Origin of the sequence: Streptomyces sp. NPDC059866 (genome assembly GCF_042731325.1) — a bacterium.
GTDB lineage: Bacteria > Actinomycetota > Actinomycetes > Streptomycetales > Streptomycetaceae > Streptomyces > Streptomyces flavusporus.
Genome location: NZ_JBHWJT010000012.1, coordinates 245,939 through 267,030, shown reverse-complemented (window position 1 = coordinate 267,030; position 21,092 = coordinate 245,939). Strand labels below are relative to the sequence as shown.

Annotated in this window: 16 protein-coding genes; 4 read left to right on the top strand and 12 right to left on the bottom strand. The window is 72.3% G+C overall.

Features of this window, described 5'->3' with window-relative positions:
* Positions 1-13: 13 nt before the first annotated feature.
* The 4 genes from ACFV7R_RS20650 to ACFV7R_RS20635 form a co-directional block, all read right to left on the bottom strand.
* Positions 14-796 (bottom strand): class I SAM-dependent methyltransferase, encoded by a 783-nt coding sequence (locus ACFV7R_RS20650; protein WP_385265279.1) that lies wholly within the window; start codon positions 794-796, stop codon positions 14-16.
* On the bottom strand, positions 793-1,965 hold the full coding sequence (locus tag ACFV7R_RS20645) for a glycosyltransferase (RefSeq protein ID WP_385265328.1): 1,173 nt from the start codon (positions 1,963-1,965) through the stop codon (positions 793-795). Before ACFV7R_RS20645 ends, ACFV7R_RS20650 begins: the two co-directional genes overlap by 4 nt.
* 210 nt (positions 1,966-2,175) lie before the next feature.
* On the bottom strand, positions 2,176-3,390 hold the full coding sequence (locus ACFV7R_RS20640) for an FAD-dependent oxidoreductase (protein ID WP_385265276.1): 1,215 nt from the start codon (positions 3,388-3,390) through the stop codon (positions 2,176-2,178).
* Positions 3,391-3,514: 124 nt separating this feature from the next.
* Complete coding sequence (locus ACFV7R_RS20635) at positions 3,515-4,405, bottom strand: ParB/RepB/Spo0J family partition protein (protein ID WP_385265273.1); 891 nt, start codon at positions 4,403-4,405, stop codon at positions 3,515-3,517.
* Positions 4,406-5,342: 937 nt separating this feature from the next.
* Between ACFV7R_RS20635 and ACFV7R_RS20630 the strand changes: the two genes are divergently transcribed.
* Positions 5,343-6,026 (top strand): hypothetical protein, encoded by a 684-nt coding sequence (locus ACFV7R_RS20630; protein WP_385265270.1) that lies wholly within the window; start codon positions 5,343-5,345, stop codon positions 6,024-6,026.
* Positions 6,027-6,185: 159 nt separating this feature from the next.
* Here ACFV7R_RS20630 and asnB read toward each other — a convergent pair whose 3' ends face one another.
* From asnB to ACFV7R_RS20590, 8 genes are all read right to left on the bottom strand, one after another.
* Complete coding sequence (gene asnB, locus ACFV7R_RS20625; protein ID WP_385265267.1) at positions 6,186-8,012, bottom strand: asparagine synthase (glutamine-hydrolyzing); 1,827 nt, start codon at positions 8,010-8,012, stop codon at positions 6,186-6,188.
* 4 nt (positions 8,013-8,016) lie between these two features.
* Positions 8,017-9,396: an MFS transporter gene (locus ACFV7R_RS20620; RefSeq protein WP_385265265.1), complete on the bottom strand. Its 1,380-nt coding sequence runs from the start codon at positions 9,394-9,396 to the stop codon at positions 8,017-8,019.
* Between the two features lie 231 nt (positions 9,397-9,627).
* Positions 9,628-10,440: an ABC transporter ATP-binding protein gene (locus ACFV7R_RS20615; RefSeq protein WP_385265325.1), complete on the bottom strand. Its 813-nt coding sequence runs from the start codon at positions 10,438-10,440 to the stop codon at positions 9,628-9,630.
* A 19-nt stretch (positions 10,441-10,459) separates the two neighbouring features.
* Positions 10,460-11,536: a FecCD family ABC transporter permease gene (locus ACFV7R_RS20610; protein ID WP_385265262.1), complete on the bottom strand. Its 1,077-nt coding sequence runs from the start codon at positions 11,534-11,536 to the stop codon at positions 10,460-10,462.
* A 2-nt stretch (positions 11,537-11,538) separates the two neighbouring features.
* Positions 11,539-12,603 carry an ABC transporter substrate-binding protein gene (locus ACFV7R_RS20605; RefSeq protein WP_385265259.1) on the bottom strand — a complete coding sequence of 355 codons (1,065 nt, stop codon included), beginning with the start codon at positions 12,601-12,603 and terminating at the stop codon, positions 11,539-11,541.
* A gap of 119 nt (positions 12,604-12,722) precedes the next feature.
* Entirely contained in the window at positions 12,723-13,244 is a 522-nt protein-coding gene (locus ACFV7R_RS20600) for a copper chaperone PCu(A)C (protein ID WP_385265256.1), read from the bottom strand.
* Complete coding sequence (locus tag ACFV7R_RS20595) at positions 13,241-15,604, bottom strand: heavy metal translocating P-type ATPase (protein WP_385265253.1); 2,364 nt, start codon at positions 15,602-15,604, stop codon at positions 13,241-13,243. The genes ACFV7R_RS20600 and ACFV7R_RS20595 overlap by 4 nt, the downstream gene beginning before the upstream one ends.
* Positions 15,604-15,855, bottom strand: coding sequence for a hypothetical protein (locus tag ACFV7R_RS20590; RefSeq protein WP_385265250.1), 252 nt, complete (start codon positions 15,853-15,855; stop codon positions 15,604-15,606). The genes ACFV7R_RS20595 and ACFV7R_RS20590 overlap by 1 nt, the downstream gene beginning before the upstream one ends.
* Positions 15,856-16,075: 220 nt before the next feature.
* Here ACFV7R_RS20590 and ACFV7R_RS20585 point away from each other — a divergent pair, with 220 nt between their 5' ends.
* The 3 genes from ACFV7R_RS20585 to meaB are packed head-to-tail and all read left to right on the top strand — an operon-like array spanning position 16,076 to position 21,053.
* Positions 16,076-17,878 (top strand): methylmalonyl-CoA mutase family protein, encoded by a 1,803-nt coding sequence (locus tag ACFV7R_RS20585; protein ID WP_385265248.1) that lies wholly within the window; start codon positions 16,076-16,078, stop codon positions 17,876-17,878.
* Positions 17,878-20,055 carry a methylmalonyl-CoA mutase gene (gene scpA / locus ACFV7R_RS20580; protein ID WP_385265246.1) on the top strand — a complete coding sequence of 726 codons (2,178 nt, stop codon included), beginning with the start codon at positions 17,878-17,880 and terminating at the stop codon, positions 20,053-20,055. Before ACFV7R_RS20585 ends, scpA begins: the two co-directional genes overlap by 1 nt.
* Complete coding sequence (meaB, locus tag ACFV7R_RS20575; protein WP_385265243.1) at positions 20,052-21,053, top strand: methylmalonyl Co-A mutase-associated GTPase MeaB; 1,002 nt, start codon at positions 20,052-20,054, stop codon at positions 21,051-21,053. The genes scpA and meaB overlap by 4 nt, the downstream gene beginning before the upstream one ends.
* Positions 21,054-21,092: the final 39 nt, after the last annotated feature.

The window sequence follows — 21,092 nt, the reverse complement described above, 5'->3', positions numbered from 1 at the left end:
ACATGTTCAGAATTCACGGACGGGCCGCGGACGTATCGGCGAGGGTGCCTACGAAAACCCCCGGTCCGCCGTTGCCCAGATCGACGAGTTCGGCGTCCAGGCCGGCCTCACGGAACGCCGCGAGATATTCGTCCCGGGGGAACAGCGCCATCACGTGTTCGTCGGTGAAGTGCCAGATTCCCTCCCCCGGTCTGGCCACGACGTAGTGCACCGTCATATGGCTGCTGGCGCCCTTTCTGACCGAGTGCGAGACCCTGGCGAGCGTCATTCCCTCGAACTCGACCACATCGCCGCCGACATGGCCGCTCACAAAGTTCTCGGAGAACCACCAGGGCTCCACCAGCAGCACTCCGCCGGGCCGCAGATGGCCGCGCAGACAGCGCACGGCGGCCCGCAGTTCGGAGCCGTCGCGGATATTGCCGATCGCGCTGAACAGGCTGGTCACCGCGTCGAACCGGCGGCCCAGGTCGAAGTCGCGCATGTCCGCGCGGTGGAACGGAACGCCGGGCAGCCGCTCCCGCGCGTGACGGAGCATCGGCTCGGCCAGGTCGGCGCCCTCCACCCGGTCGAAGACCGTGGCGAGGTGGTGCAGATGTGTGCCGGGCCCGCAGCCCACGTCCAGCAGGTCGCGGGCGCCCGGGTTCCGTTCCCTGATCAGCGCGGCCACCTTCGCCGCCTCGGTCGCGTAGTCCTTGCCGCGGCCGAGGTAGATCGCCTCGTAGAGCGGTGCGACGTCGTAGACGGTGCGTGCCGCGGCCAGCGCACGACCCCACTCGGTCGGCGTGGCGGTGGTCATCCGGCCCTGCCTCCGGAGCGCTCCACCAGGTCGGCGAGCCGGCCGGCGATGTCGAGCGGGGTCGGCAGGCCGCGGATCTCCTCGCGCACCTCCTGCGCCGCCGTCCTCATCTTGTCGTCCGCCAGCACCGATTCGAGCAGCTCGCGCCCGACCTCCTCGGGCGGCGCGGTCACGCCGACCCCGCGGCCCACGACGGCGTCCATGATGAGCGGCCGGCCGAGGCCACCGAACTCGGGGATGATCTGCGGCAGTCCGCTCATGATCGCACCGAACGCCGAGCCGGGGCCGCCGTGGTGGATCACCAGCGAGCTGCACGACATCAGCGAGACCAGCGGAGCCCAGCCGAGCGACGTCACGTTGTCCGGCAGCGTGCCGAGGGACTCCAGGTCCACATTGGGTGCCGCCAGGACGAACTCGGCGTCCATGTGGGGGGCCGCGGCCACGACGTTCTGCACGACGCGGGCGGTCTCCACCGGGGGCGGGCCGCTGCCGAACGTCACGGCGATCCGCGGTGTGTCCCGCCTGGCGCCGGTCAGGTAGTCGTAGGTCTCGCGCGGCAGGACGCCGCCGCCGTTGAAGGGGACGGTGCCCATCAGCCAGGAGTCCGGCTCGATGGCGCCCATGCTGGGCGGCGTGATGTCGATGGTGGCCAGCACCTCGGGCAACTCCACGCCGTGCGCCTCGAAGAGGTCGCTGTGCATCTCGCGCATGAGCTGCGGGGAGTCGTCGGTGCGGACCAGGCCGAACTCGTTGCGCACCGCGGGCACACCGAGCTTGGCGGCGGCGACGAGGGCGGGGGTGAGCAGCGGGGAGTAGACGATGACGTCCGGGCGCCACTCCTCGGCGGTGCGGATCATCGCCTCGACCATGTCGGGCTGGAGGCGCAGGGCTCCGGCGACGGCCATGCCGATGGTCTCGTGGTAGTCGGGGTCCAGGGCGTCGTTGTTCAGCCTGGCGATCACATCGGGGCGCTGCTGGGCGAGCTTGCCCTGCATCTGGGTCAGGGAGAGGCCGGGGGCCACGTCCACGCAGCGCACGCCCGCCTCGCCCATCATCAGGCCGGGGCCGCACGAGGCGACGAGCACGTCGTGGCCGGCCATCTGCAGGGCCCAGCCGAGCGGCACCATGGGGTAGGTGTGACCGGCACCGGGACTGATCATCATGAGCACGCGCAAGGCGCATCATCTCCATTCGGGCACGCGGGGGGGGTGGGGTGTTGGGGTGGGTCAACAGGTGTTGGGGCCAACAGGCGTTGGCTCAACAGGCGTTGGCTCAACGGGCATTGGCTCAACGGGCATTGGCTCAACGGGCGTTGGGGCAACGCCTGTAGGTCAACGCGCGTGGGTCAACAGCCGTGGGCCTACGGCGGCCCGTACGGCTCAGCGAAGTTCCGGAATCGGGCTCTCCGGTCGCAGTCCGATGCCGATCGTGCGGGCCGGGCCGGCCTGGAGCAGGGGAAGCCGCTTGAGGATCCGCAGTACCACCGGCGTCGCGGACTTGCCCTCGCCCCGCACCCACGGCTCCAGGAACCGCGTCTGCAGAAACCGCTGGAGCCGCTGCGTCGCCACCGTCGGCGGCGTGCGCCGCTTCTGGACGCGCGCCAGGTGCTCCTCGGTGACCGTGCCGGACGCCAGCGGCCCGGCCAGGATGTTGGCGGCGGCCACGGCGTCCTGGACCGCGAGATTGATCCCCACGCCCATGATCGGCGACATGGTGTGGGCCGCGTCCCCGATGCACAGCAGCCCGGGGCGCCACCAGCGCGGGAGCCGGTCGATCTGGATGTCCAGCACCTTGACGTCGTCCCAGCTGCGCACCTCGTGGACCCGGTCGGCGAGGAAGGGGGTGAGTTCGCTCAGGGTCTGCCGGAACCAGTCCAGGCCACGCTCCTTGACCTCCTCGTATCCGCCCTTGCGGACGGTGTAGGCGGTCTGCCAGTGGGTCTGCCGCTCGATCCGGACGAGCAGCTTGCCGTCGGAGAGCCGGCCCACCATCCCGCCCGGGTCGCCCTCCTTCTTGGAGAGCTGGAACCAGAGGATGTCCATGCCCGAGCCGAGGACCTGCGGCCGCAGCCCCGCGGACCGGCGCAGCGCCGAGCGGCGGCCGTCGGCGGCCACGGTGAGGTCGGCCCGCAGCTCGTGCTCACCGCTCGCGTCGCGGTAGCGCAGCCCGGTGATCCGGCCGTTCTCGGCGACGGCCTCGGTGACCTCGCAGTTGCGCCGGAGCTGGAAATTGGGGAAGCGGTTCGCCTCCTCCACCAGGAAGTTGAGGAAATCCCACTGCGGCAGGAACGTGATGTGCTTGAACTTCCCCGGCAGCCGCCGGAAATCAGCGAGCGTGAAGGTTCCTTCGTCGGTGACCACCTGCAGTTGGTGAATGTGCTGGTGGGCCAGTTTCAGGAATTTCTCCTGCAGGCCCAGTTCTCCCATGAGCCGGAGTGTCGAGGCGTGTACGGTGTCGCCGCGGAAGTCGCGCAAGAAGTCGTCGTGTTTCTCCAGGACCACGGTATTGACCCCGGCCCTGGCCAACAGCATGCCGAGCATGAGTCCGGCGGGCCCCGCCCCGGCAATGGCACACGTCGTGCTACTCGTTCCCACGTTCCCCCACATTCTGTGTTCATCTCTCGCCGAACACCGTCGTCCCAACGAAACACACGACCGGAAGACGGGTGAGAATCTACCTCCGCGGAATGGACACCGGAATGTTCAAGCTCGCACAAAATCATTCGTCGGTTCCGGTCCGGCTCACCGCCTCCTGTTCCAGTTGTTCGGCGAACTGCGTCCACTTGAGCGCGCTTTGCCGGGCCAGCATCGCGACGACGTCCGTGCAGTGCGTGGGCAGGTTCATCACGATGCTCGTCCATGCCGAGGTGTCGAGGTCGTGCATCGCGAGCAGTCGCAGCACCACCCGCCCGGAATCCGTGGAGCGCAGTGCCGGATCCCTGCGCAGCCGCTTGAGGAGTTCCGCGGTGGGCTGCGGAAGGGCTTCGCGCGCGACCCGCGGGGCGTTCTGCCGGGGCCGCTGCTCCGCGGCCACCGGCCGGCTGCCGCTGGGGATGGGATCCTCCCCGCGCAGCAGCCGCATCTTGACGTCGTGGGCCGTGCCCAGCGAGATGCCCGCGGCCCTCGCGACCTCGCGCAGGCTCGCGTCCGGCCGTTCGGTGAGCAGCCGGCCGGCCTCTTCCCGCCCCTGTGCCACACCCCGGGGACGGACCTTGCCGTCCATGCCGATCCGGGCGTTCAGGTGCGGATCCTCCGCGGTTGAACGCCGGATCCGGGCGACCGTCCGGGCGGACAGACCGGCCACCAACGCCGCATAACGGTCCGACATCTCGGGGTTCTCGCGCAGTAATCGCCCCGCAGCGGCCACTCGCTCGGCATACGACAGCGGCATGCCGTGCGCCGTGTTCAACCGCACCGAGATCGCGAACAGCTCCCGCTCCGGTACGTCGAGCAGGTAGGCGTCGATGGTGGTGTCACCGCGGCGCCGGGCGGCGTCCAGCCGGTGCATCCCGTCCACGACGCGCCACGTGGGCCGGTGGACGACTATGGGCGGAAGCCGCGCCTCGACCTCGTTGAGGACATCGACATGGTTCTGGTCGATCCCTTTCATCCGCGGCGAGTCCGCAGGGATCAGAGAATCTATCGCAACCGATCGGCGTTCAAGGGCGGCAAACCCCAGCCGCGCACCATCGGTGGTCAGCTCAGGAAGTATCTCGGACAGATTTGGCCGAAAACGCTCAACTGTTTGTGTATTCATCAACCTTCAGCTCTCAAGGCGCTGGTCAGCGCTTGTTCGTCGGGTTGTGCAGCGGTTGGTCGAATCAGGTACCGCAGTGCGCACACGGAAGTGCTCCGATCCGGGAACCGGGCGCGGGCATGACGGAGCAACGCTCACCACTGACGCGCACCGCCGATACGACGGGAAGCCGGATACGGAGTCTCAGATGCCGGTCATCGCACACGATGCCGGGAGGAACATTCCGACGAGCAGAACAAGCAGGACAGGGAGCCGGAGTACGGCTCTGCCGACGACGACGCAGAAAAATGCCGGAAGCCGAAGACCCGCGGCCCTGCGTCATGCACCGGTTCAGCGCCCTGAGACACCCCGTGCCCGACGGGCAGGCGGAGTGCGGGCGGGAAGATCCCTTTACGCCCCGTTGGTTGCCACTTTTCGACGACTTGACCGTCGTCCATCTCAGGCTCGGTGGTCAGGTGACTCATCGCACCTCGAGCACAATCGCGTCCATCTTGCGTCAGACAGCACATGGCTCCCCCTGTCTGCAATTCCCCGTAACGCAGCTCGAAATCTAACCGACACACCGAGCGTGGGCAGCGTCGTTCAGCGGTTCCGGTTCGCTTTCCGGCCAGCCCCGGGGGCGGGGGCGGCGCAACCGTGCGCAGCAGAAGGTCGTGTTTCTCAGTACCACCCCGTCCTGCGTGCGAGGCCCGGAAAACGGGTTCCGCACCGGCCGTTGAACGGCACGCTCCGGATGGCGGGGCGCACGTCAACTCCCCGGCGTCCGCGGGTGGATGGCACCATGGCCACCATGGCCTCCCTGGCAACGGCACCCGCCGTCCGTCTCACGCGCTCCGCGGTCTTCGCGGCGGTCTGTGTGACGACGACGGCGGCCGGGCACGCCCTGACGACCGGGCACACGCTTGCCGTCCGGGTCGTGGCGGGGGCCTTCGCCGCGGTGCTCGCCCTCGCCTGGTGGCTGTCGGACCGCGCACGCGGATCCGCCGTGGTGGTCGGCGCGACGGTGGTCACCCAGTTCGCCCTGCACGCGGCCTTCACCGCCTCCCGACTGCCCGCCGGCCACCGGCATGCGCACGGCACACCGCACCCTCCGGCCCACGCGGCGCACTCCGACGAGGCGATGGACCGGCGCCACCACGCCATGGAGGCCGCCTCCCTGCTGGGCGACCGGACGGTCACGGCAGCCACCCACGGCGCCTCCACCGCGGCGTTGCTGGCGCATGTCGCGGCCGGGCTGCTGTGCGGGCTGTGGATGTGGCGGGGAGACGCCACCGTGGTCCGTCTCGGGCGTCTGCTGCTGCTCGTCCTCTGCGCTCCGCTGGAGCTGGCCGGGCGCCTCACCGCGGCCGCCGTCCCGAAGCGGCGCCCGGCCGCCGCGCCACCGGCGCACGACGAGGTTCCGGCACTGGGCCGGATGCTCCTCCATCACGTCGTCTCCCGCAGAGGCCCGCCGGCCGGGCTCCGCCTCCTCTGACACCGTCCGTCACGGCCAAGCCGCTCCACAGGTGCGGGCCTTGGTGACGGGCGCGGAAACGGCACGCCTCACCAGCTGCGGGACCACCTGTCTCCTTCCTTCTCCCGTCCTGTCGACGGCATCACCGCCTTCCCTGGTCCGCGTCATGAACCGGGCTCCTCACATGGCGAGTTCCGGCTTGTGGTGGTCCAGCCACAGCGCCAGGTCGACGACCCGCTCGAGGCGCAGCCGGTGGCCCCACTCCAGCCGGTCCGCCGGGGTGTCCAGACAGGGCTTGATCCGGGTCTCGTCGGCGATGGCGCGGACCTGGTCGTCGGCGAGCGCGTCGCGGGCCATCATCTGCAGTCCGCGGTTGTAGTCGGGGTGGTGCGTGGCCGGATAGTGGTTCTTGGGCCGGTACAGCACCGAGTCCGGCGCGAGGCCCGCACCCGCCGCGCGCAGCAGGCTCTTCTCCCGGCCGTCGAAGCTCTTCAGGTCCCAGGGGGTGGTGAAGGCGTACTCGACCAGGCGGTGGTCGCAGTACGGGACGCGCACCTCCAGCCCCTGCGCCATGCTCAGCCGGTCCTTGCGGTGCAGCAGTTGGCGCAGCCAGCGGGTCAGGGACAGGTACTGCATCTCGCGCTGCCGGTGCTCGGCCGGTGACTCGTCGTCGAGGTGGGGGACCTCGGCCAGGGCGCTGCGGTAGGTGTCGGCGCAGAACTCCCCGATCCGCAGACCGAGTTCCGGGTTGAGCGGCATGGCGGCCTCGTCCCCGGTGACCAGCAGCCAGGGGAAGGTACCGGCGTTCAGCGCCTTGGGGTTGTGGAACCACGGGTAGCCGCCGAACACCTCGTCGGCGGCCTCGCCGGACAGGGCGACGGTGGAGTGCCGGCGGATCTCGCCGAAGAGCAGGTACAGCGAGGTGTCCATGTCGCCGACGCCGATCGGCGAGTCCCGGGCCACGACGACCGCCCGCCGGTGCTCGAGGTCGAGCAGGGAGCGCGGGTCGAGGACGACCGTGGAGTGGTCGGTGCCGATGAAGGCGCCCGCTTCCGTGGCGTACGGGGTGTCGTGACCGGTGCGCAGCACGTCGCCGGTGAACTGCTCGGCCTGGTCGCTGTAGTCGACGGCGTACGACCGGATACGGGCGTCCGGGCCCTCGCGCAGCCGGAGCTCGTCGGCGAGCAGCGCGGTCAGCACGGTGGAGTCGATCCCGCCGGACATCAGGCTGCACAGCGGGACGTCGGCCTCCAGCTGGCTGCGTGCGGCGGCGCCGACCAGCTGCCCGACGCGTTCGACGGTGGCCTCCCGGTCGTCGGCGTGACGGCCGATCTCCAGCTGCCAGTAGCGGCGTTCACGGATGCCGTCCCGGTCCAGCACGAGCAGGCCGCCCGGCTCGACCTCGCGGACGCCCGACCACACCGTGGGGCCGGTGTTGAACAGCAGGCTGTACGCCTCCCGGAGTCCGTCCGCGTCCACCCGGGGCCGTAACTCCGGATGGGCGAACAGCGCCTTGGGCTCGGAGGCGAAGGCCAGTCCGCCGTCGACCGCGGCCCAGAACAGCGGCTTGACGCCGAGCCGGTCGCGCACCAGCAGCAGCCGCTGCGCCCGTTCGTCCCAGACGGCGAAGGCGAACATGCCGTCCAGGTGCTCGGCGAGGTCCTCGCCCCATTCGGCGTACGCGCGCAGCACCACCTCGGTGTCGCTGCGGGTACGGAACTCATGGCCGCGCCCGCGGAGTTCGGCCCGCAGTTCGTGGTGGTTGTACACCTCGCCGCTGTAACTGAGCACGGCGGTCGGCGCGCCGGGCCGGTCGGGCATCGGCTGGGCGCCGCCCTCGAGGTCGATGACGGCCAGCCGCCGGTGGCCGATCGCGGCGTGCTCGCCGAGCCAGACGCCGCCCGCGTCGGGGCCGCGCGGGGCGAGGGTGGCGGTCATGGCTTCGATGACCCGTGTCTGCGGGCGGGCGTCGTGGTGGAAGGACGCCCAGCCGGTGATTCCACACATGGGGCTACTCCTGGGTGAGGGGTACGTCGACGGACTTCTCGGGCACCCGGACGGCCGGGGCGCGGGCGGGCAGGGCGAGCAGGGGTACGGCGAGACAGGCGGCGCCCGCGGCCAGCGCCAGCCCGGCCCGCGCCCCGCCCGCCGCTCCGGCCAGGCCCCAGGCCGCCGTCGCCAAAGCCGGTCCGAGGGTGAAACCGAGGCTGCGGGCGAGCTGCAGGGCCGACCCGACCGTGGCGGCCCGGCCGGGCGGGGCGGCACCCATGACGAGGGCCTGGGTGGGGCCGCCGTTCAGTCCCATGCCGACGCCCGCCAGCGCCAGCCGCCAGGCCACGTCGGGCGGGGACCAGCCGTCGCCCAGCGGAACGAGCAGGAGCAGGCCGAGGGCGGTGAGGCAGGCGCCGAGGACGGCGACGCGCCGGGGGCTGTACCGGTCGGCGAGCCGTCCGCCCAGTGGCCCGGCCAGGCCCATGCCGAGGGGGAAGGCCAGCACGGTCAGCCCGGTGGCGGTGGCGCTGACCCCGTCCTCCCGCTGAAGGTGCAGGGCGACGACGTAGTGCATGGCGGCGAACCCGGCGGCCAGCGACAGCACCGCGCCGTGCGCCCGCAGCAGCCCCGACGCCCGCAGGGCCCCGGTCACCGGGCGGCCGCCGGGTCCGCGCAGCCACCACCACAGCGGCGGTACGGCGGCGACGGCGAGCGCCAGCCAGGCGGGGCCGTCGGAGGCGAGGGTCAGGGCGAGGAGCAGGGCCGTCACCCCGGCGGCCACGAGGGAGGAGTCGGCCAGCGACCGCCGGTCGGGGGCGTGCAGCCGGCCGTCCCGCGGCATCGCCCGCCGGACCACGAGCAGCGCCAGCAGGCAGAACGGGATCTTGACCAGGAACACCCAGCGCCAGCCCAGCTGGTCGAGGAGCAGCCCGCCCACCGCCGGCCCGGTCACCGCGCCGAGCGGGCCGAGGGTCGCGGGTACGCTCATCGCCCGCCCGCGCACCTCGGGCCGTACCGACCGCATCGCCAGCACCGGCATCAGCACGAACAGCACCGCCGCGCACGCGCCCTGCCCGACCCGGGCCGCGATCAGCCAGGCCGCCCACGGCGCCAGGGCGGCCGCGGCGCTGCACAGGGCGAAGCCGGCGGTGGCGGACAGCAGCGCGGCCCGCAGGCCCACCCCGTCCAGCCACCGGCCGACGGGCAGCAGCAGGGCGACGACGGGCAGTTGGTAGCCCAGCACCGCCCACTGCGCGGTCGCGGCGGAGACGTTCAGGCCGTCGGCGATGTCCGCGAGTGCCACATTGACGATGTTCATGTCCAGCATCGCGACGAACGAGAGGACGCCCGCTACGGCCACCAGGGACCAGCGGTCCTCGTTCCCGGAGTTCCCGGGCATGTGCCCCTCCCCACAGGTGGGCTGCCGAGCAGCAGCCTCCGTTTCAGAAGTCGGGGGAGGGTGGGGGTGAGTTCCCGGGGCCGGCCAAAGATGCCGTAGCTGCGGGCAGTCGTGCCGCTGGGGCGATGGGGGTCCCCCCGCTCGAGCGAAGCCGAGAGTGGGGGAGGCACCCCGCCAGCGCTGGGCTGCGCGCCCACCCCGCACCAGCCCGGCAGCCACTCAGCTACGGCGCTAGACGGCGCCGGCGTCAACCGCTTCGGCCGGCGTCGCGTCCGCCGGGGACCGGTGGTCGAAGGCGATCAGCGGATCGCCGGTCAGCGGATGCTCCACGACGGCCGCCCGTACGCCGAACACCTCGGCCAGCAGCGCGGGCCGCAGGACCTCGCGGGGCGGGCCCGAGGCCACCACGCCGCCGTCGTGCAGCACGTGCAGCCGGTCGCAGACGGAGGCGGCGGCGTTCAGGTCGTGCAGCGACACCAGGGTCGTACGGCGCTGGGCGCGCAGCAGGGCGAGGAGTTCCACCTGGTGGCGGATGTCCAGGTGGTTGGTGGGCTCGTCCAGGACGAGGATCTCCGTCTGCTGCGCGAAGGCGCGGGCCAGCAGGACGCGTTGGCGCTCGCCGCCGGACAGTTCGGTGAAGCGGCGCCCGTCGTGCTCCGCCATGCCGGCGTCCGCGAGGGCGCGGGCGACGATGTCCCGGTCGGCGGTGTCCTCCCCGGCGAACGCCCGCTTGTAGGGCGTACGGCCCATGGCGACGACCTCGCGCACGGTCAGCTCGAAGTCGCCGCCCCGCTCCTGCGGGAGCGCCGCGACGCGCCGGGCGGTCTGGACGGGGCTCAGCTCGCGCAGGTCGGTGCCGGCCAGCAGCACCCGGCCCGCGGCGGGCTTCAGATGCCGGTAGACCGTGCGCAGGAGCGTGGACTTGCCGCTGCCGTTCGGGCCGACGAGGCCGGTGATCTCGCCCTCGTCCGCGATCAGATGGGCTCCGGCGACGACCGTACGGCCCGCGTACGCGACGTGCAGGTCCTCGACGTCGATCCTCACAGTGGGCAACCCCGATCTCTCAACTTCCGCTCCCCAGCCGCCGGTCCAGCAGATACAGCAGCGCCGGCGCGCCGATCAGCGAGGTGACGACCCCGACCGGCAGCTCCTGCGTGTCCATGGCCGTACGGCACACGATGTCGACCACGACCAGCAGCAGCGCCCCGAACAGCGCCGAGACCGGCAGCAGCCGGCGGTGGTCGCCGCCGACGACCAGCCGGCAGACGTGCGGGACCATCAGGGCGACGAAGGCGATCGCGCCGGACACCGCGACCAGGACGCCGGTCAGCAGGCTGGTCACGGTGAACAGCTCCCGGCGCAGCCGGACGACGTCGATACCGAGGCCGGCCGCGGTCTCGTCGCCCATCAGCAGGGCGTTCAGGCCGCGGGCGCGGGCCTGGAGCAGCAGCAGGACCGCCGGCACCGCGACGGCGGGCACGGCGAGCAGCTGCCAGTTGGCGCCGCCCAGGCTGCCCATGAGCCAGAACAGCACGCTGTGGGTCTGTTGCTCGTCCCCGGCCTGGAGGACGAGGTAGCTGGTGAACCCGGACAGGAACTGGCCGATCGCCACCCCGGCCAGCACCAGCCGCAGCGGTGCGAAGCCGCCGCCGCGCCGGGCCACCGCCCACACCAGGGCGAAGGTGGCCAGCGCGCCCGCGAAGGCCGCGGCGGACAGCCCGAGACCGAGCGCGCCGCCCGCACCGGCCCCGAGGACGATCGCGCCGACCGCGCCGAGCGAGGCCCCGTTGGAGATGCCCAGCAGATAGGGGTCGGCCAGCGGGTTGCGCACCAGTGCCTGCACGGCCGTACCGACGAGACCGAGCCCGGCGCCGACGAGGGCCGCCAGTACCGCGCGCGGGACGCGCAGCTGCCAGACGATGAGGTCGTTGGTGCCCGGCCGCGGCGGCTCGCCGGACAGCCGCCGCCACACCACGCCCCACACCTCGCCGGGCGGGATGGACGTGGAGCCCCAGGACACCGCCGCGGTGAGCGCGAGCAGCAGTGCCACGGCCAGGACCGCGGCGAGCGGCCCGGCGGGCACGGCGCGTGGCCGGGTGCGGGTTTCCGGGCTCTTCCGGCTCAGCAGGGCATCGGCCACGGTCAGCCGACCTTGCCCGGGTAGAGCTTACGGGCGATCTCCTGCACGGTGTCGGCGTTGGTGACGCCCGCGATGGTCGTCTGCTCGGAGCCGATGCGCAGGAAGTTGCCGTCCTCGACGGCCTTGAGGCCCTTGGTGGCCGGGTTGGTCTCCAGCCACTTCTGCGCCTCGTCGAACGCCTTGTCGTTGGCGGCCTCGCTGCCCCGGTTGCGCACTCCGAGCTGGATCCAGTCCGGGTTCTTGGCGATCACGTCCTCCCAGCCGACCTGCTGGAAGTCGCCGTCGCAGTCGGCGAAGGCGTTGCGGGCGCCGGCCAGGGTGATGACCGCGTGGGCGACCTGGCGGTTGCAGACGACGACGGGCTGCTTGGTGCCGGCGTCGAAGTCGAAGAAGAAGTACGTGGGCCGCTCGCCCTCGGGCGTGGAGCCGACCGCCTGCTGGACGGCGTCCACCTTCTGCTTCATGCCGTCGACGAGTTCCTTGGCCCTGTCGGCGGTGCCGGTGACCGCGCCGAGGGAGGTGATGTCGTCCTGAACGGCGGACAGGTCGGTCACCGGGGTCTTGTCCGTGGCCGCGCAGGCGGTGGACTTCAGGTAGACGCGTTTGATGCCGGCCGCCTTGAACTCCTCGTCGGTGGGCACGTCCGCCATCCCGCCCATGTCCATCGCCCCGAAGGTGTCGACGAAGACGTCGGCGCCGGAGCCGAGGAGCTTCTCCTTCGGGATCACGTACTCGCTCATCACCTCGATCTTCTGGGCCTGCGCGTCCAGTTCGGCGGGCAGGGTGCCCTTGCCGGGCGGGAAGCCGGTACCGATCACCTGGTCGCCGGCGCCCAGGCGGAGCAGCAGCTCCAGGCTGGAGGCGTTGCTGGTGACGATCTGCTTCGGGGCCTCGTCGAAGGTGGTCTCGGCGCCGGAGCAGTCGGTGACGGTCACCGGGTAGCCGTCGGAGACGGAGTTCCCGGCGGGAGCGTCGCCGGCCGAGTCGTCACTCCCGCCGCCGCACCCCGCCGCCAGTAAGCCGCCGAGCACCACGGCCGTCGTTCCCCACCACGCGCGTGATCGCATCACACCACTCCAGGATCCATCGGTACACGGGAGGACGAGTGCCACCCGCACACCAGTAGTCGGACCGGGCTCGGCTCAAGTTCCCGTCCGGATCCGGCCACTTGGGACGGGGCGGGTGGTCACCACCCGTCCGAGGTGGGAAGGACCACCACCGCCTGGGTCTCGATCCGTCCGCTGTCCTCGAAGTGCAGCGTGAACCGTACGAGGTCGCCCGTACGCCAGTCCGCCTTCGCCCGCACGGTGATGTCGAGGCCGTAGGGGGACATGTCGAGGCGTTCACCGGCCGGAACGATCACGGAGTCCACCGCCTTCCCGGTCGCCGCCGCGTCGCCGGTCATGTCGTGCCGGCTGAGGGTGCCCTCGCCGCCCAGGGTGTCCGAGGACGTCACCTTCGTCAGCCGGTCGCCCATGCCTCCGGAGTTGGTGATCCGGAAGAACGCCGCGGTGTCCCCGCTCTCGCTGTTCGGCAGGAAGACCCGCCCCCCGCCGACCTCGATCCGGGGTCCACTGCCCGCGTTGCCGGCAGCGGTCCACGCGGTCAGCGCCCCGAGGGCGATGCCGCAGGCGGCGACGGGGGCGACGGCGGCCCGCAGGGTGTCGGCGAGCCGCCGCCGGGTGGGCCGCCAGGTCGCTCCGCTCATGCGTCACCCCTCCCGGCCGGTATCAGGCCCTCGGCGGGCGACGGCCCGCCGTCCCCGGCAGCCGCCCCGCGGCTCTCCCCGTCGGCCCGGTCACGCTCCCGGCCGGGTGACGGCTGCCAGGCGCGCAGCCGGAGGCTGTTGGTGACCACCAGGACCGAGCTGACCGACATGGCTGCGGCGGCCAGCATCGGGTTGAGCAGGCCCACCATGGCGAGCGGCACGGTGACGACGTTGTAGCCGAAGGCCCACAGGAGGTTGGTGTGGATGGTGGACAGGGTGCGCCGGGCGAGCCGTACCGCGTCCACGAGCGCCTCGATGTCACCGCGCACGAGCGTCACGTCGGCCGCACCGATCGCCGCGTCCGTGCCGCCGCCCATGGCGATGCCGAGGTCCGCCCCGGCGAGCGCGGCCGCGTCGTTGACGCCGTCGCCGACGACCGCGACCCGGCGGCCGCTCTCGCGCAGCTCCCGTACGAGGTCGGCCTTGTCCTCCGGGGTGCAGCGGGCGTGCACCTCCTCGATGCCGAGCGCGGCGGCGACGGCGCGGGCCGGGGCCTCACGGTCGCCGGTGGCGAGCACCGGCTCGACGCCGAGCCGGCGCAGCCGGTCCACCGTCCGGTAGCTGCCGGGCCGTACGACGTCACCGATCTCGATCAGCGCCTGGGTCTGCCCGTCCACGCGGACCAGGACGGGCGTGTGCGCGGCGGCCTCCGCGGCGGGGAGGGCGTCCGTCAGCGCCTCGGGCAGTTCGTCGTCCGGTGCGACGACCTCGACCAGCCGGCCCTCGACCCGGCCGCGTACGCCCCGCCCGGCCGTGGCGGTGAAGTCGGCCACCTCCGGCAGCCGGGCCCCGGACAGGGTGCGGGTCGCATACGCGACGATCGCCCGGCCCAGCGGATGCTCGGAGCCCTGCTCCACTGCCGCGGCCAGCCGCAGCACCTCGTCCCGGCCGGGGCCGTCCGGTACGGCCGTGACGCGGGCGACGGTCATGTGCCCGGAGGTGAGGGTGCCGGTCTTGTCGAGGACGACGGTGTCGATGTGTTCGAGGCCCTCCAGGGACTGCGGGCCCCTGACCAGGACGCCGAGTTGGGCGCCCCGGCCGGTGGCGGCCATCAGCGCGGTCGGGGTCGCCAGACCCAGCGCGCACGGGCAGGCCACGACCAGGACGGCCACGCATGCGGTGATCGCCGCCTGCGGGTCGGCGCCGGCCCCGAGCCAGAAGCCGAGCACGGTCACGGCCAGCGCGAGCACCACCGGCACGAACACCCCGGCCACCGAGTCGGCCAGCCGCTGTGCCTTCGCCTTGCCGGCCTGGGCCTCGGTCACCAGCCGGGTGATCCGGGCGAGCTGGGTGTCGGCGCCGACGGCGGTGGCCCGCACCAGCAGCAGCCCGCCCGCGTTGACGGCCCCGCCGACCACGGCGGATCCGGGCGCGACCTCGACCGGCTCGCTCTCCCCGGTGACCAGTGACAGATCCACGGCGGAACTGCCCTTGGTCACCTCGCCGTCGGTGGCGACCCGCTCACCGGGCCGTACGACGAAGACCTGCCCGACCGTCAGCTCCTCGATGGGAACCAGGCGTTCGGATCCGTCGTCGCCGCGTACGGAGACCTCCTTGGCGGCGAGCTCCGCCAGCGACCGCAGGGCGGCCCCGGTGCCGTGCCGGGCCCGCGCCTCCAGGAAGCGTCCGGCCAGCACGAACAGCGGTACGGCGACCGCGGCCTCCAGGTAGACGTGGGCCATGCCGTCGTCCGAGGCGTCCGGCAGCAGACTGAACGCCATCCGCATCCCGGGATCGCCCGCGCCGCCGAGGAACAGCGCGTACGCCGACCAGGAGAAGGACGCCACGACGCCGAGCGAGACCAGGGTGTCCATGGTCGCCGTCGAGTGCCGCAGCCCGCGCAGCGCCCGCAGATGGAACGGCCATGCGCTCCACACGGCGACCGGCGCGGCCAGCGCGAAGCACAGCCACTGCCAGTTGCGGAACTGCCAGGCGGGCACCATGGACAGCACCAGCACGGGCACCGCGAGCAGCGCGGTGATCAGCAGCCGGCCCCGCTCCTGCCGCACGGCATCGGCCTCGGGGTCGGACCCGGACTCGGCTTGTGCACGCCTGCGCTCCCGGGGCGGCGCGGGCAGTGCGGCCGTGTACCCGGCCTGTTCGACCGTCGTGACGAGTTCCTCGGGGCGGATGTCCGGCGGATGACTGACCCGGGCGCTGCCGGTGGCCAGGTTGACCGTCGCGGTCACGCCCTCCAGCTTGGCCAGCTTCTTCTCGACTCGCCGCACACAGGCCGCGCAGGTCATTCCGCCCACGGTCAGGTCCGTGGTGAGCAGCGGGGGTGCCGGTTCCGTGGCCATCAGTGGCCACCCATTCCCGGCATCTCGTCGGTCTCCGGGTCCGTGCCCGTGCCCGGGGCGTCCTCGACGCCGTTGCCCGTGCCGGAGGGGCGCATGCCGGGCGCGACCGGTCCGGCTGCGGATCCGACGGCGTACGACACCGTGAAGACCAGGGTGAGGAGCAGGAGGAAACCGCACAGGGCGGGCGGTGGCGCCAGTCTTCGCAGCGCCTGGACGCCCGTTCCCGGGGAGGTTTGCTGTGCTTGTTCCATCACCGGCCTCCTGACCTGTACCGGTTACAGAGGTCGGGCCTGATGAGGGGCGGGTTCCCGGACGGTTCTGTGGCCTGCGTCACACACGAGTCCCGGGTGGTCACGGTCACATCCGGACGTAATACGGAGTCCGCCCGGGCTTCAAGGGTGAACGGGCGAGGACAAGGTCACAGCCCGGCCCTCTGCTGCTCAGGTGTCCACCTGGCCTACCATCCGAGCCATGACGGTCCTGCCCGACGACGGGCTCACCCTGGCCGCCGAGTTCTCCGACGCGACCCGTGAACAGTGGCAACGCCTCGTGGCGGGCGTCCTGCTCAAGTCGGGCAAGGAAGTCGAGGGCGCTGCGGCCGAGGACGCCCTGTCCACCACGCTCGAGGACGGACTGCGCGTCCGCCCCCTGTACACCGGCCACGACACCGCGCCCGAGCCCGGCCTGCCCGGCTTCGCGCCCTTCGTCCGCGGCAGCCGCGCCGAGGGCAACACGGTCGGCGGCTGGGACGTACGACAGCGGCACACGGCGCCCGACCCCGACGCGGTCCTCGCGGACCTGGAGAACGGCGTCACCTCGCTGTGGCTGGCCGTCGGCGAGGGCGGCATCCCGGTGGCGTCGCTCGGCCGGGTCCTCGAGGGCGTGTATCTCGACCTGGCGCCCGTCGCCCTGGACGCCGGGGCCGAGGTCGAATCCGCCGCGCGGGAGTTGCTGCGGCTGTACGAGGAGCGGGGCGTCGGCAGGGATGCGGCGCGCGGCTCCCTGGGCGCCGACCCGCTGGGGTTCGAGGCCCGGACCGGGCAGCCGTTCGACTTCGCGCCGGTGGCCGGACTTGCCCGGCGGTGCGCCGAGGAGTATCCGGGGCTGCGGACGCTGACCGTGGACGCGCTGCCGTACCACGAGGCCGGCGGCTCCGCCGCGCAGGAGCTGGGCGCTTCACTGGCGACCGGTGTCGCCTGTCTGCGGGAGCTGACCGAGGCGGGGCTGAGCGTCGGACAGGCCTGCGCGCAGCTGGAGTTCCGGTACGCGGCCACCGCCGACCAGTTCCTGACGATCGCCAAACTGCGGGCGGCGCGCCGGCTGTGGGCACGGGTGGCCGAGGTCTGCGGAGCCCCCGGGGCGCAGGTCCAGCACGTCGTGACCTCGCCGGTGATGATGACGCGCCGCGACCCGTGGGTGAACATGCTGCGCACCACCGTCGCCGCGCTGGCCGCCGGGGCGGGCGGCGCCGACGCCGTCACCGTGCTGCCCTTCGACCACGCGCTCGGTCTGCCGGACGCGTTCGCTCGGCGCATCGCCCGCAACACCTCCACGATCCTCATCGAGGAGTCGCACCTGTCCCGGGTGATCGACCCGGCGGGCGGCTCCTGGTACGTGGAACGGCTCACCGACGAACTCGCCCATGCGGGCTGGGAGTTCTTCCAGGGCATCGAGCGCAGCGGCGGGCTCGCGGCCGCCCTGCGCTCGGGTCGTCTCCGGCAGGACCTGGCCAGCACCTGGGAGGCGCGCACCGGCAAGCTCGCCGAGCGACGCGAACCCATCACCGGGGTCAGCGAGTTCCCGCACCTCGCCGAACGGCCGGTGGAGCGCACGCCCGCTCCCGCGGCTCCCTCCGGCGGGCTGCCGCGGGTGCGGCGCGACGAGGCGTACGAGGCACTGCGCGCCCGCTCCGACGCCCACCTGGCGGCGACCGGCAGCCGGCCGCGGATCTACCTCGCCGCCCTGGGCCCCGCCGCCGCCCACACCGCACGCCTCACCTTCGCCTCCAACCTGTTCCAGGCCGGCGGTATCGAGCCGGTCACCGAGGGCACGTTCGAGGACAGCGGCGCCACCGAGGCCTGCCTGTGCTCCAGCGACGCGCTGTACGAGGAGCAGGCCGCGCAGGCCGCCGAGGACCTGCGGAAGGCGGGCGCCCGCCAGGTGTTCCTGGCCGGGCGTCCCGGCCGGTACAGCGGTGTCGACGCCTACGTCTTCGCCGGCTGCGACGCCGTCGCCGTGCTCTCCGCCACCCTCGATCGCATGGGAGTGTCCTGATGGGAGGAATCCCCGACTTCGCCGGAGTCGAGCTGGGGACCCCGGCCGCCGACGGGGGCGCCGACGAGTGGCGCACGGCCGTGAAGAAGGCCACCGGCGGCGACGACCTGCTCTGGGAGACCCCGGAGGGCATCACCGTCAAGCCGCTGTACACCGGGCAGGACCTGGAGGGCCTGGACTTCCTGGACACCTACCCGGGTATCGCCCCGTACCTGCGCGGCCCGTACCCGACGATGTACGTCAACCAGCCCTGGACGATCCGCCAGTACGCGGGCTTCTCCACGGCGGAGGAGTCCAACGCCTTCTACCGGCGCAACCTGGCGGCCGGTCAGAAGGGTCTGTCGGTCGCCTTCGACCTGCCGACGCACCGCGGCTACGACAGCGACCACCCGCGGGTGACCGGTGACGTCGGCATGGCGGGCGTGGCGATCGACTCGATCTACGACATGCGGCAGCTCTTCGACGGCATCCCGCTGGACAGGATGACCGTGTCGATGACGATGAACGGCGCCGTGCTGCCGGTGCTCGCGCTGTACATCGTGGCGGCGGAGGAACAGGGCGTACCGCCCGAGAAGCTGGCCGGGACCATCCAGAACGACATCCTCAAGGAGTTCATGGTCCGCAACACGTACATCTATCCGCCGAAGCCGTCGATGCGGATCATCTCCGACATCTTCGCCTTCACCTCGCAGCGGATGCCCCGCTACAACTCCATCTCCATCTCCGGCTACCACATCCAGGAGGCCGGCGCGACGGCCGACCTGGAGCTGGCGTACACCCTCGCCGACGGCGTGGAGTACCTCCGGGCCGGGCGGGAGGCCGGGCTGGACGTGGACGCGTTCGCGCCGCGGCTGTCCTTCTTCTGGGCGATCGGCATGAACTTCTTCATGGAGATCGCCAAGCTGCGGGCGGCCCGCCTGCTGTGGGCGAAGCTGGTGAAGCAGTTCGACCCGAAGAACGCCAAGTCCCTGTCCCTGCGCACCCATTCGCAGACCTCCGGCTGGTCGCTGACCGCACAGGACGTGTTCAACAACGTGACCCGCACGTGCGTGGAGGCGATGGCCGCCACCCAGGGCCACACCCAGTCGCTGCACACCAACGCCCTCGACGAGGCCCTCGCCCTGCCCACCGACTTCTCCGCGCGGATCGCCCGCAACACCCAGCTGCTGATCCAGCAGGAGTCGGGCACGACCCGGGTGATCGACCCCTGGGGCGGCAGCGCCTACGTCGAGAAGCTGACGTACGACCTGGCCCGCCGCGCCTGGCAGCACATCCAGGAGGTCGAGCAGGCGGGCGGCATGGCGCAGGCCATCGACGCGGGCATTCCGAAGCTGCGCGTGGAGGAGGCGGCGGCGCGCACCCAGGCCCGGATCGACTCCGGGCGGCAGCCGGTGATCGGCGTGAACAAGTACCGGGTGGACACCGACGAGCAGATCGAGGTCCTCAAGGTCGACAACTCCTCCGTGCGCGCCCAGCAGATCGAGAAGCTGCGGCGGCTGCGCGAGGAGCGCGACGAGACCGCCTGCCGGGACGCGCTGGACGCGCTGACCCGGGCCGCGGGCGGTGACGGCAACCTGCTGGAACTGGCGGTGCACGCGGCCCGCGCCAAGGCGACCGTCGGGGAGATCTCCGACGCCCTGGAGAAGGTGTACGGACGGCACGCGAGCCAGATCCGTACGATCTCCGGCGTGTACCGCAACGAAACCGGCGAGTCCCCGTCCGTCGACCGCACCCGCGCGCTCGTGGACTCCTTCGAGGAGGCCGAGGGCCGTCGTCCGCGCATCCTGGTCGCCAAGATGGGCCAGGACGGCCACGACCGCGGCCAGAAGGTGATCGCCACCGGGTTCGCCGACCTCGGTTTCGACGTGGACGTCGGCCCGCTGTTCCAGACGCCCGCCGAGGTCGCCCGGCAGGCGGTGGAGGCGGACGTGCACATCGTGGGCGTCTCCTCGCTGGCCGCCGGCCACCTCACGCTCGTACCGGCGCTGCGCGAGGAGCTGGCGGCTGAGGGGCGCGAGGACATCATGATCGTGGTGGGCGGAGTGATCCCGCCGCAGGACGTGCCGACCCTGCTGGAGATGGGCGCGGCGGCCGTGTTCCCGCCGGGGACGGTGATCCCGGACGCGGCATACGACCTTCTGCAGCGGCTGGCAGCCGGCCTCGGACACGAGCTGTGATCGATCTCGACGCATATGTGAAGGGTGTGCTCGACGGGAAGCGGGCGATGGTGGCCCGGGCCATCACCCTCGTCGAGTCCACCCGTCCCCAGCACCGGGCACTGGCGCAGGAGTTGCTGACCGAGCTGCTGCCGCACAGCGGGAAGGCACGGCGGATCGGGGTCAGCGGGGTGCCCGGCGTGGGCAAGTCGACGTTCATCGACGCGTTCGGCACGCTGCTCACCTCGCTCGGCCACCGGGTCGCCGTGCTCGCCGTCGACCCGTCGTCGACCCGTACGGGCGGCTCGATCCTGGGCGACAAGACGCGGATGGAGCGCCTGGCGGTCGACCCGGCGGCGTTCGTCCGGCCCTCCCCCACCGCCGGCACGCTCGGCGGCGTCGCCAAGGCGACCCGTGAGTCGATCGTGGTGATGGAGGCCGCGGGCTACGACGTGGTGCTGGTGGAGACGGTCGGCGTCGGCCAGTCGGAGACCGCGGTGGCCGACATGGTCGACTCCTTCCTGCTGCTGACCCTGGCCCGCACCGGCGACCAGCTGCAGGGCATCAAGAAGGGCGTCCTGGAGCTGGCGGACGTGATCGCCGTGAACAAGGCGGACGGCCCGCACGAGCGCGACGCCCGCGCCGCGGCACGGGAGTTGTCGGGCGCCCTGCGTCTCATGCACGGCAAGGACGCCGCCTGGACCCCGCCCGTCCTGCACTGCAGTGCCCGTGAGTCGACCGGCCTGGACACCGTGTGGGAGCGCCTGGAGCAGCACCGCACCCTCCTGGACTCCACCGGCCGGCTCGCCGCCAAGCGCCGCGACCAGCAGGTCGACTGGACCTGGAGCATGGTCCGCGACGAACTGCTGGGCCGCCTGCACGCGGACCCGGCGGTACGGGCCCTCGCACCGGAACTCGAACAGCAGGTCAGGGACGGGCAGTTGACGGCCACGCTCGCGGCGGAACGGCTGCTCGACGCCTTCGGGGGAGCCGGCGACGGCGCGTCCCGCGGGGCGTGAGCGGGCGTCCGCCGCCCGCACGCCTCCCGGGGTGCGCTT

Bases quoted from the DNA above. Each gene is read 5' to 3' on its own strand.
- ACFV7R_RS20600 (WP_385265256.1), bottom strand. From the start codon at position 13,244: ATGAGCGGAGCGACCTGGCGGCCCACCCGGCGGCGGCTCGCCGACACC.
- asnB (WP_385265267.1), bottom strand. From the start codon at position 8,012: ATGTGTGGAATCACCGGCTGGGCGTCCTTCCACCACGACGCCCGCCCG.
- ACFV7R_RS20630 (WP_385265270.1), top strand. From the start codon at position 5,343: ATGGCCTCCCTGGCAACGGCACCCGCCGTCCGTCTCACGCGCTCCGCG.
- ACFV7R_RS20585 (WP_385265248.1), top strand. From the start codon at position 16,076: ATGACGGTCCTGCCCGACGACGGGCTCACCCTGGCCGCCGAGTTCTCC.
- scpA (WP_385265246.1), top strand. From the start codon at position 17,878: ATGGGAGGAATCCCCGACTTCGCCGGAGTCGAGCTGGGGACCCCGGCC.
- ACFV7R_RS20595 (WP_385265253.1), bottom strand. From the start codon at position 15,604: ATGGCCACGGAACCGGCACCCCCGCTGCTCACCACGGACCTGACCGTG.
- ACFV7R_RS20590 (WP_385265250.1), bottom strand. From the start codon at position 15,855: ATGGAACAAGCACAGCAAACCTCCCCGGGAACGGGCGTCCAGGCGCTG.
- ACFV7R_RS20650 (WP_385265279.1), bottom strand. From the start codon at position 796: ATGACCACCGCCACGCCGACCGAGTGGGGTCGTGCGCTGGCCGCGGCA.
- ACFV7R_RS20635 (WP_385265273.1), bottom strand. From the start codon at position 4,405: ATGAAAGGGATCGACCAGAACCATGTCGATGTCCTCAACGAGGTCGAG.
- ACFV7R_RS20605 (WP_385265259.1), bottom strand. From the start codon at position 12,603: ATGCGATCACGCGCGTGGTGGGGAACGACGGCCGTGGTGCTCGGCGGC.
- ACFV7R_RS20620 (WP_385265265.1), bottom strand. From the start codon at position 9,396: ATGCCCGGGAACTCCGGGAACGAGGACCGCTGGTCCCTGGTGGCCGTA.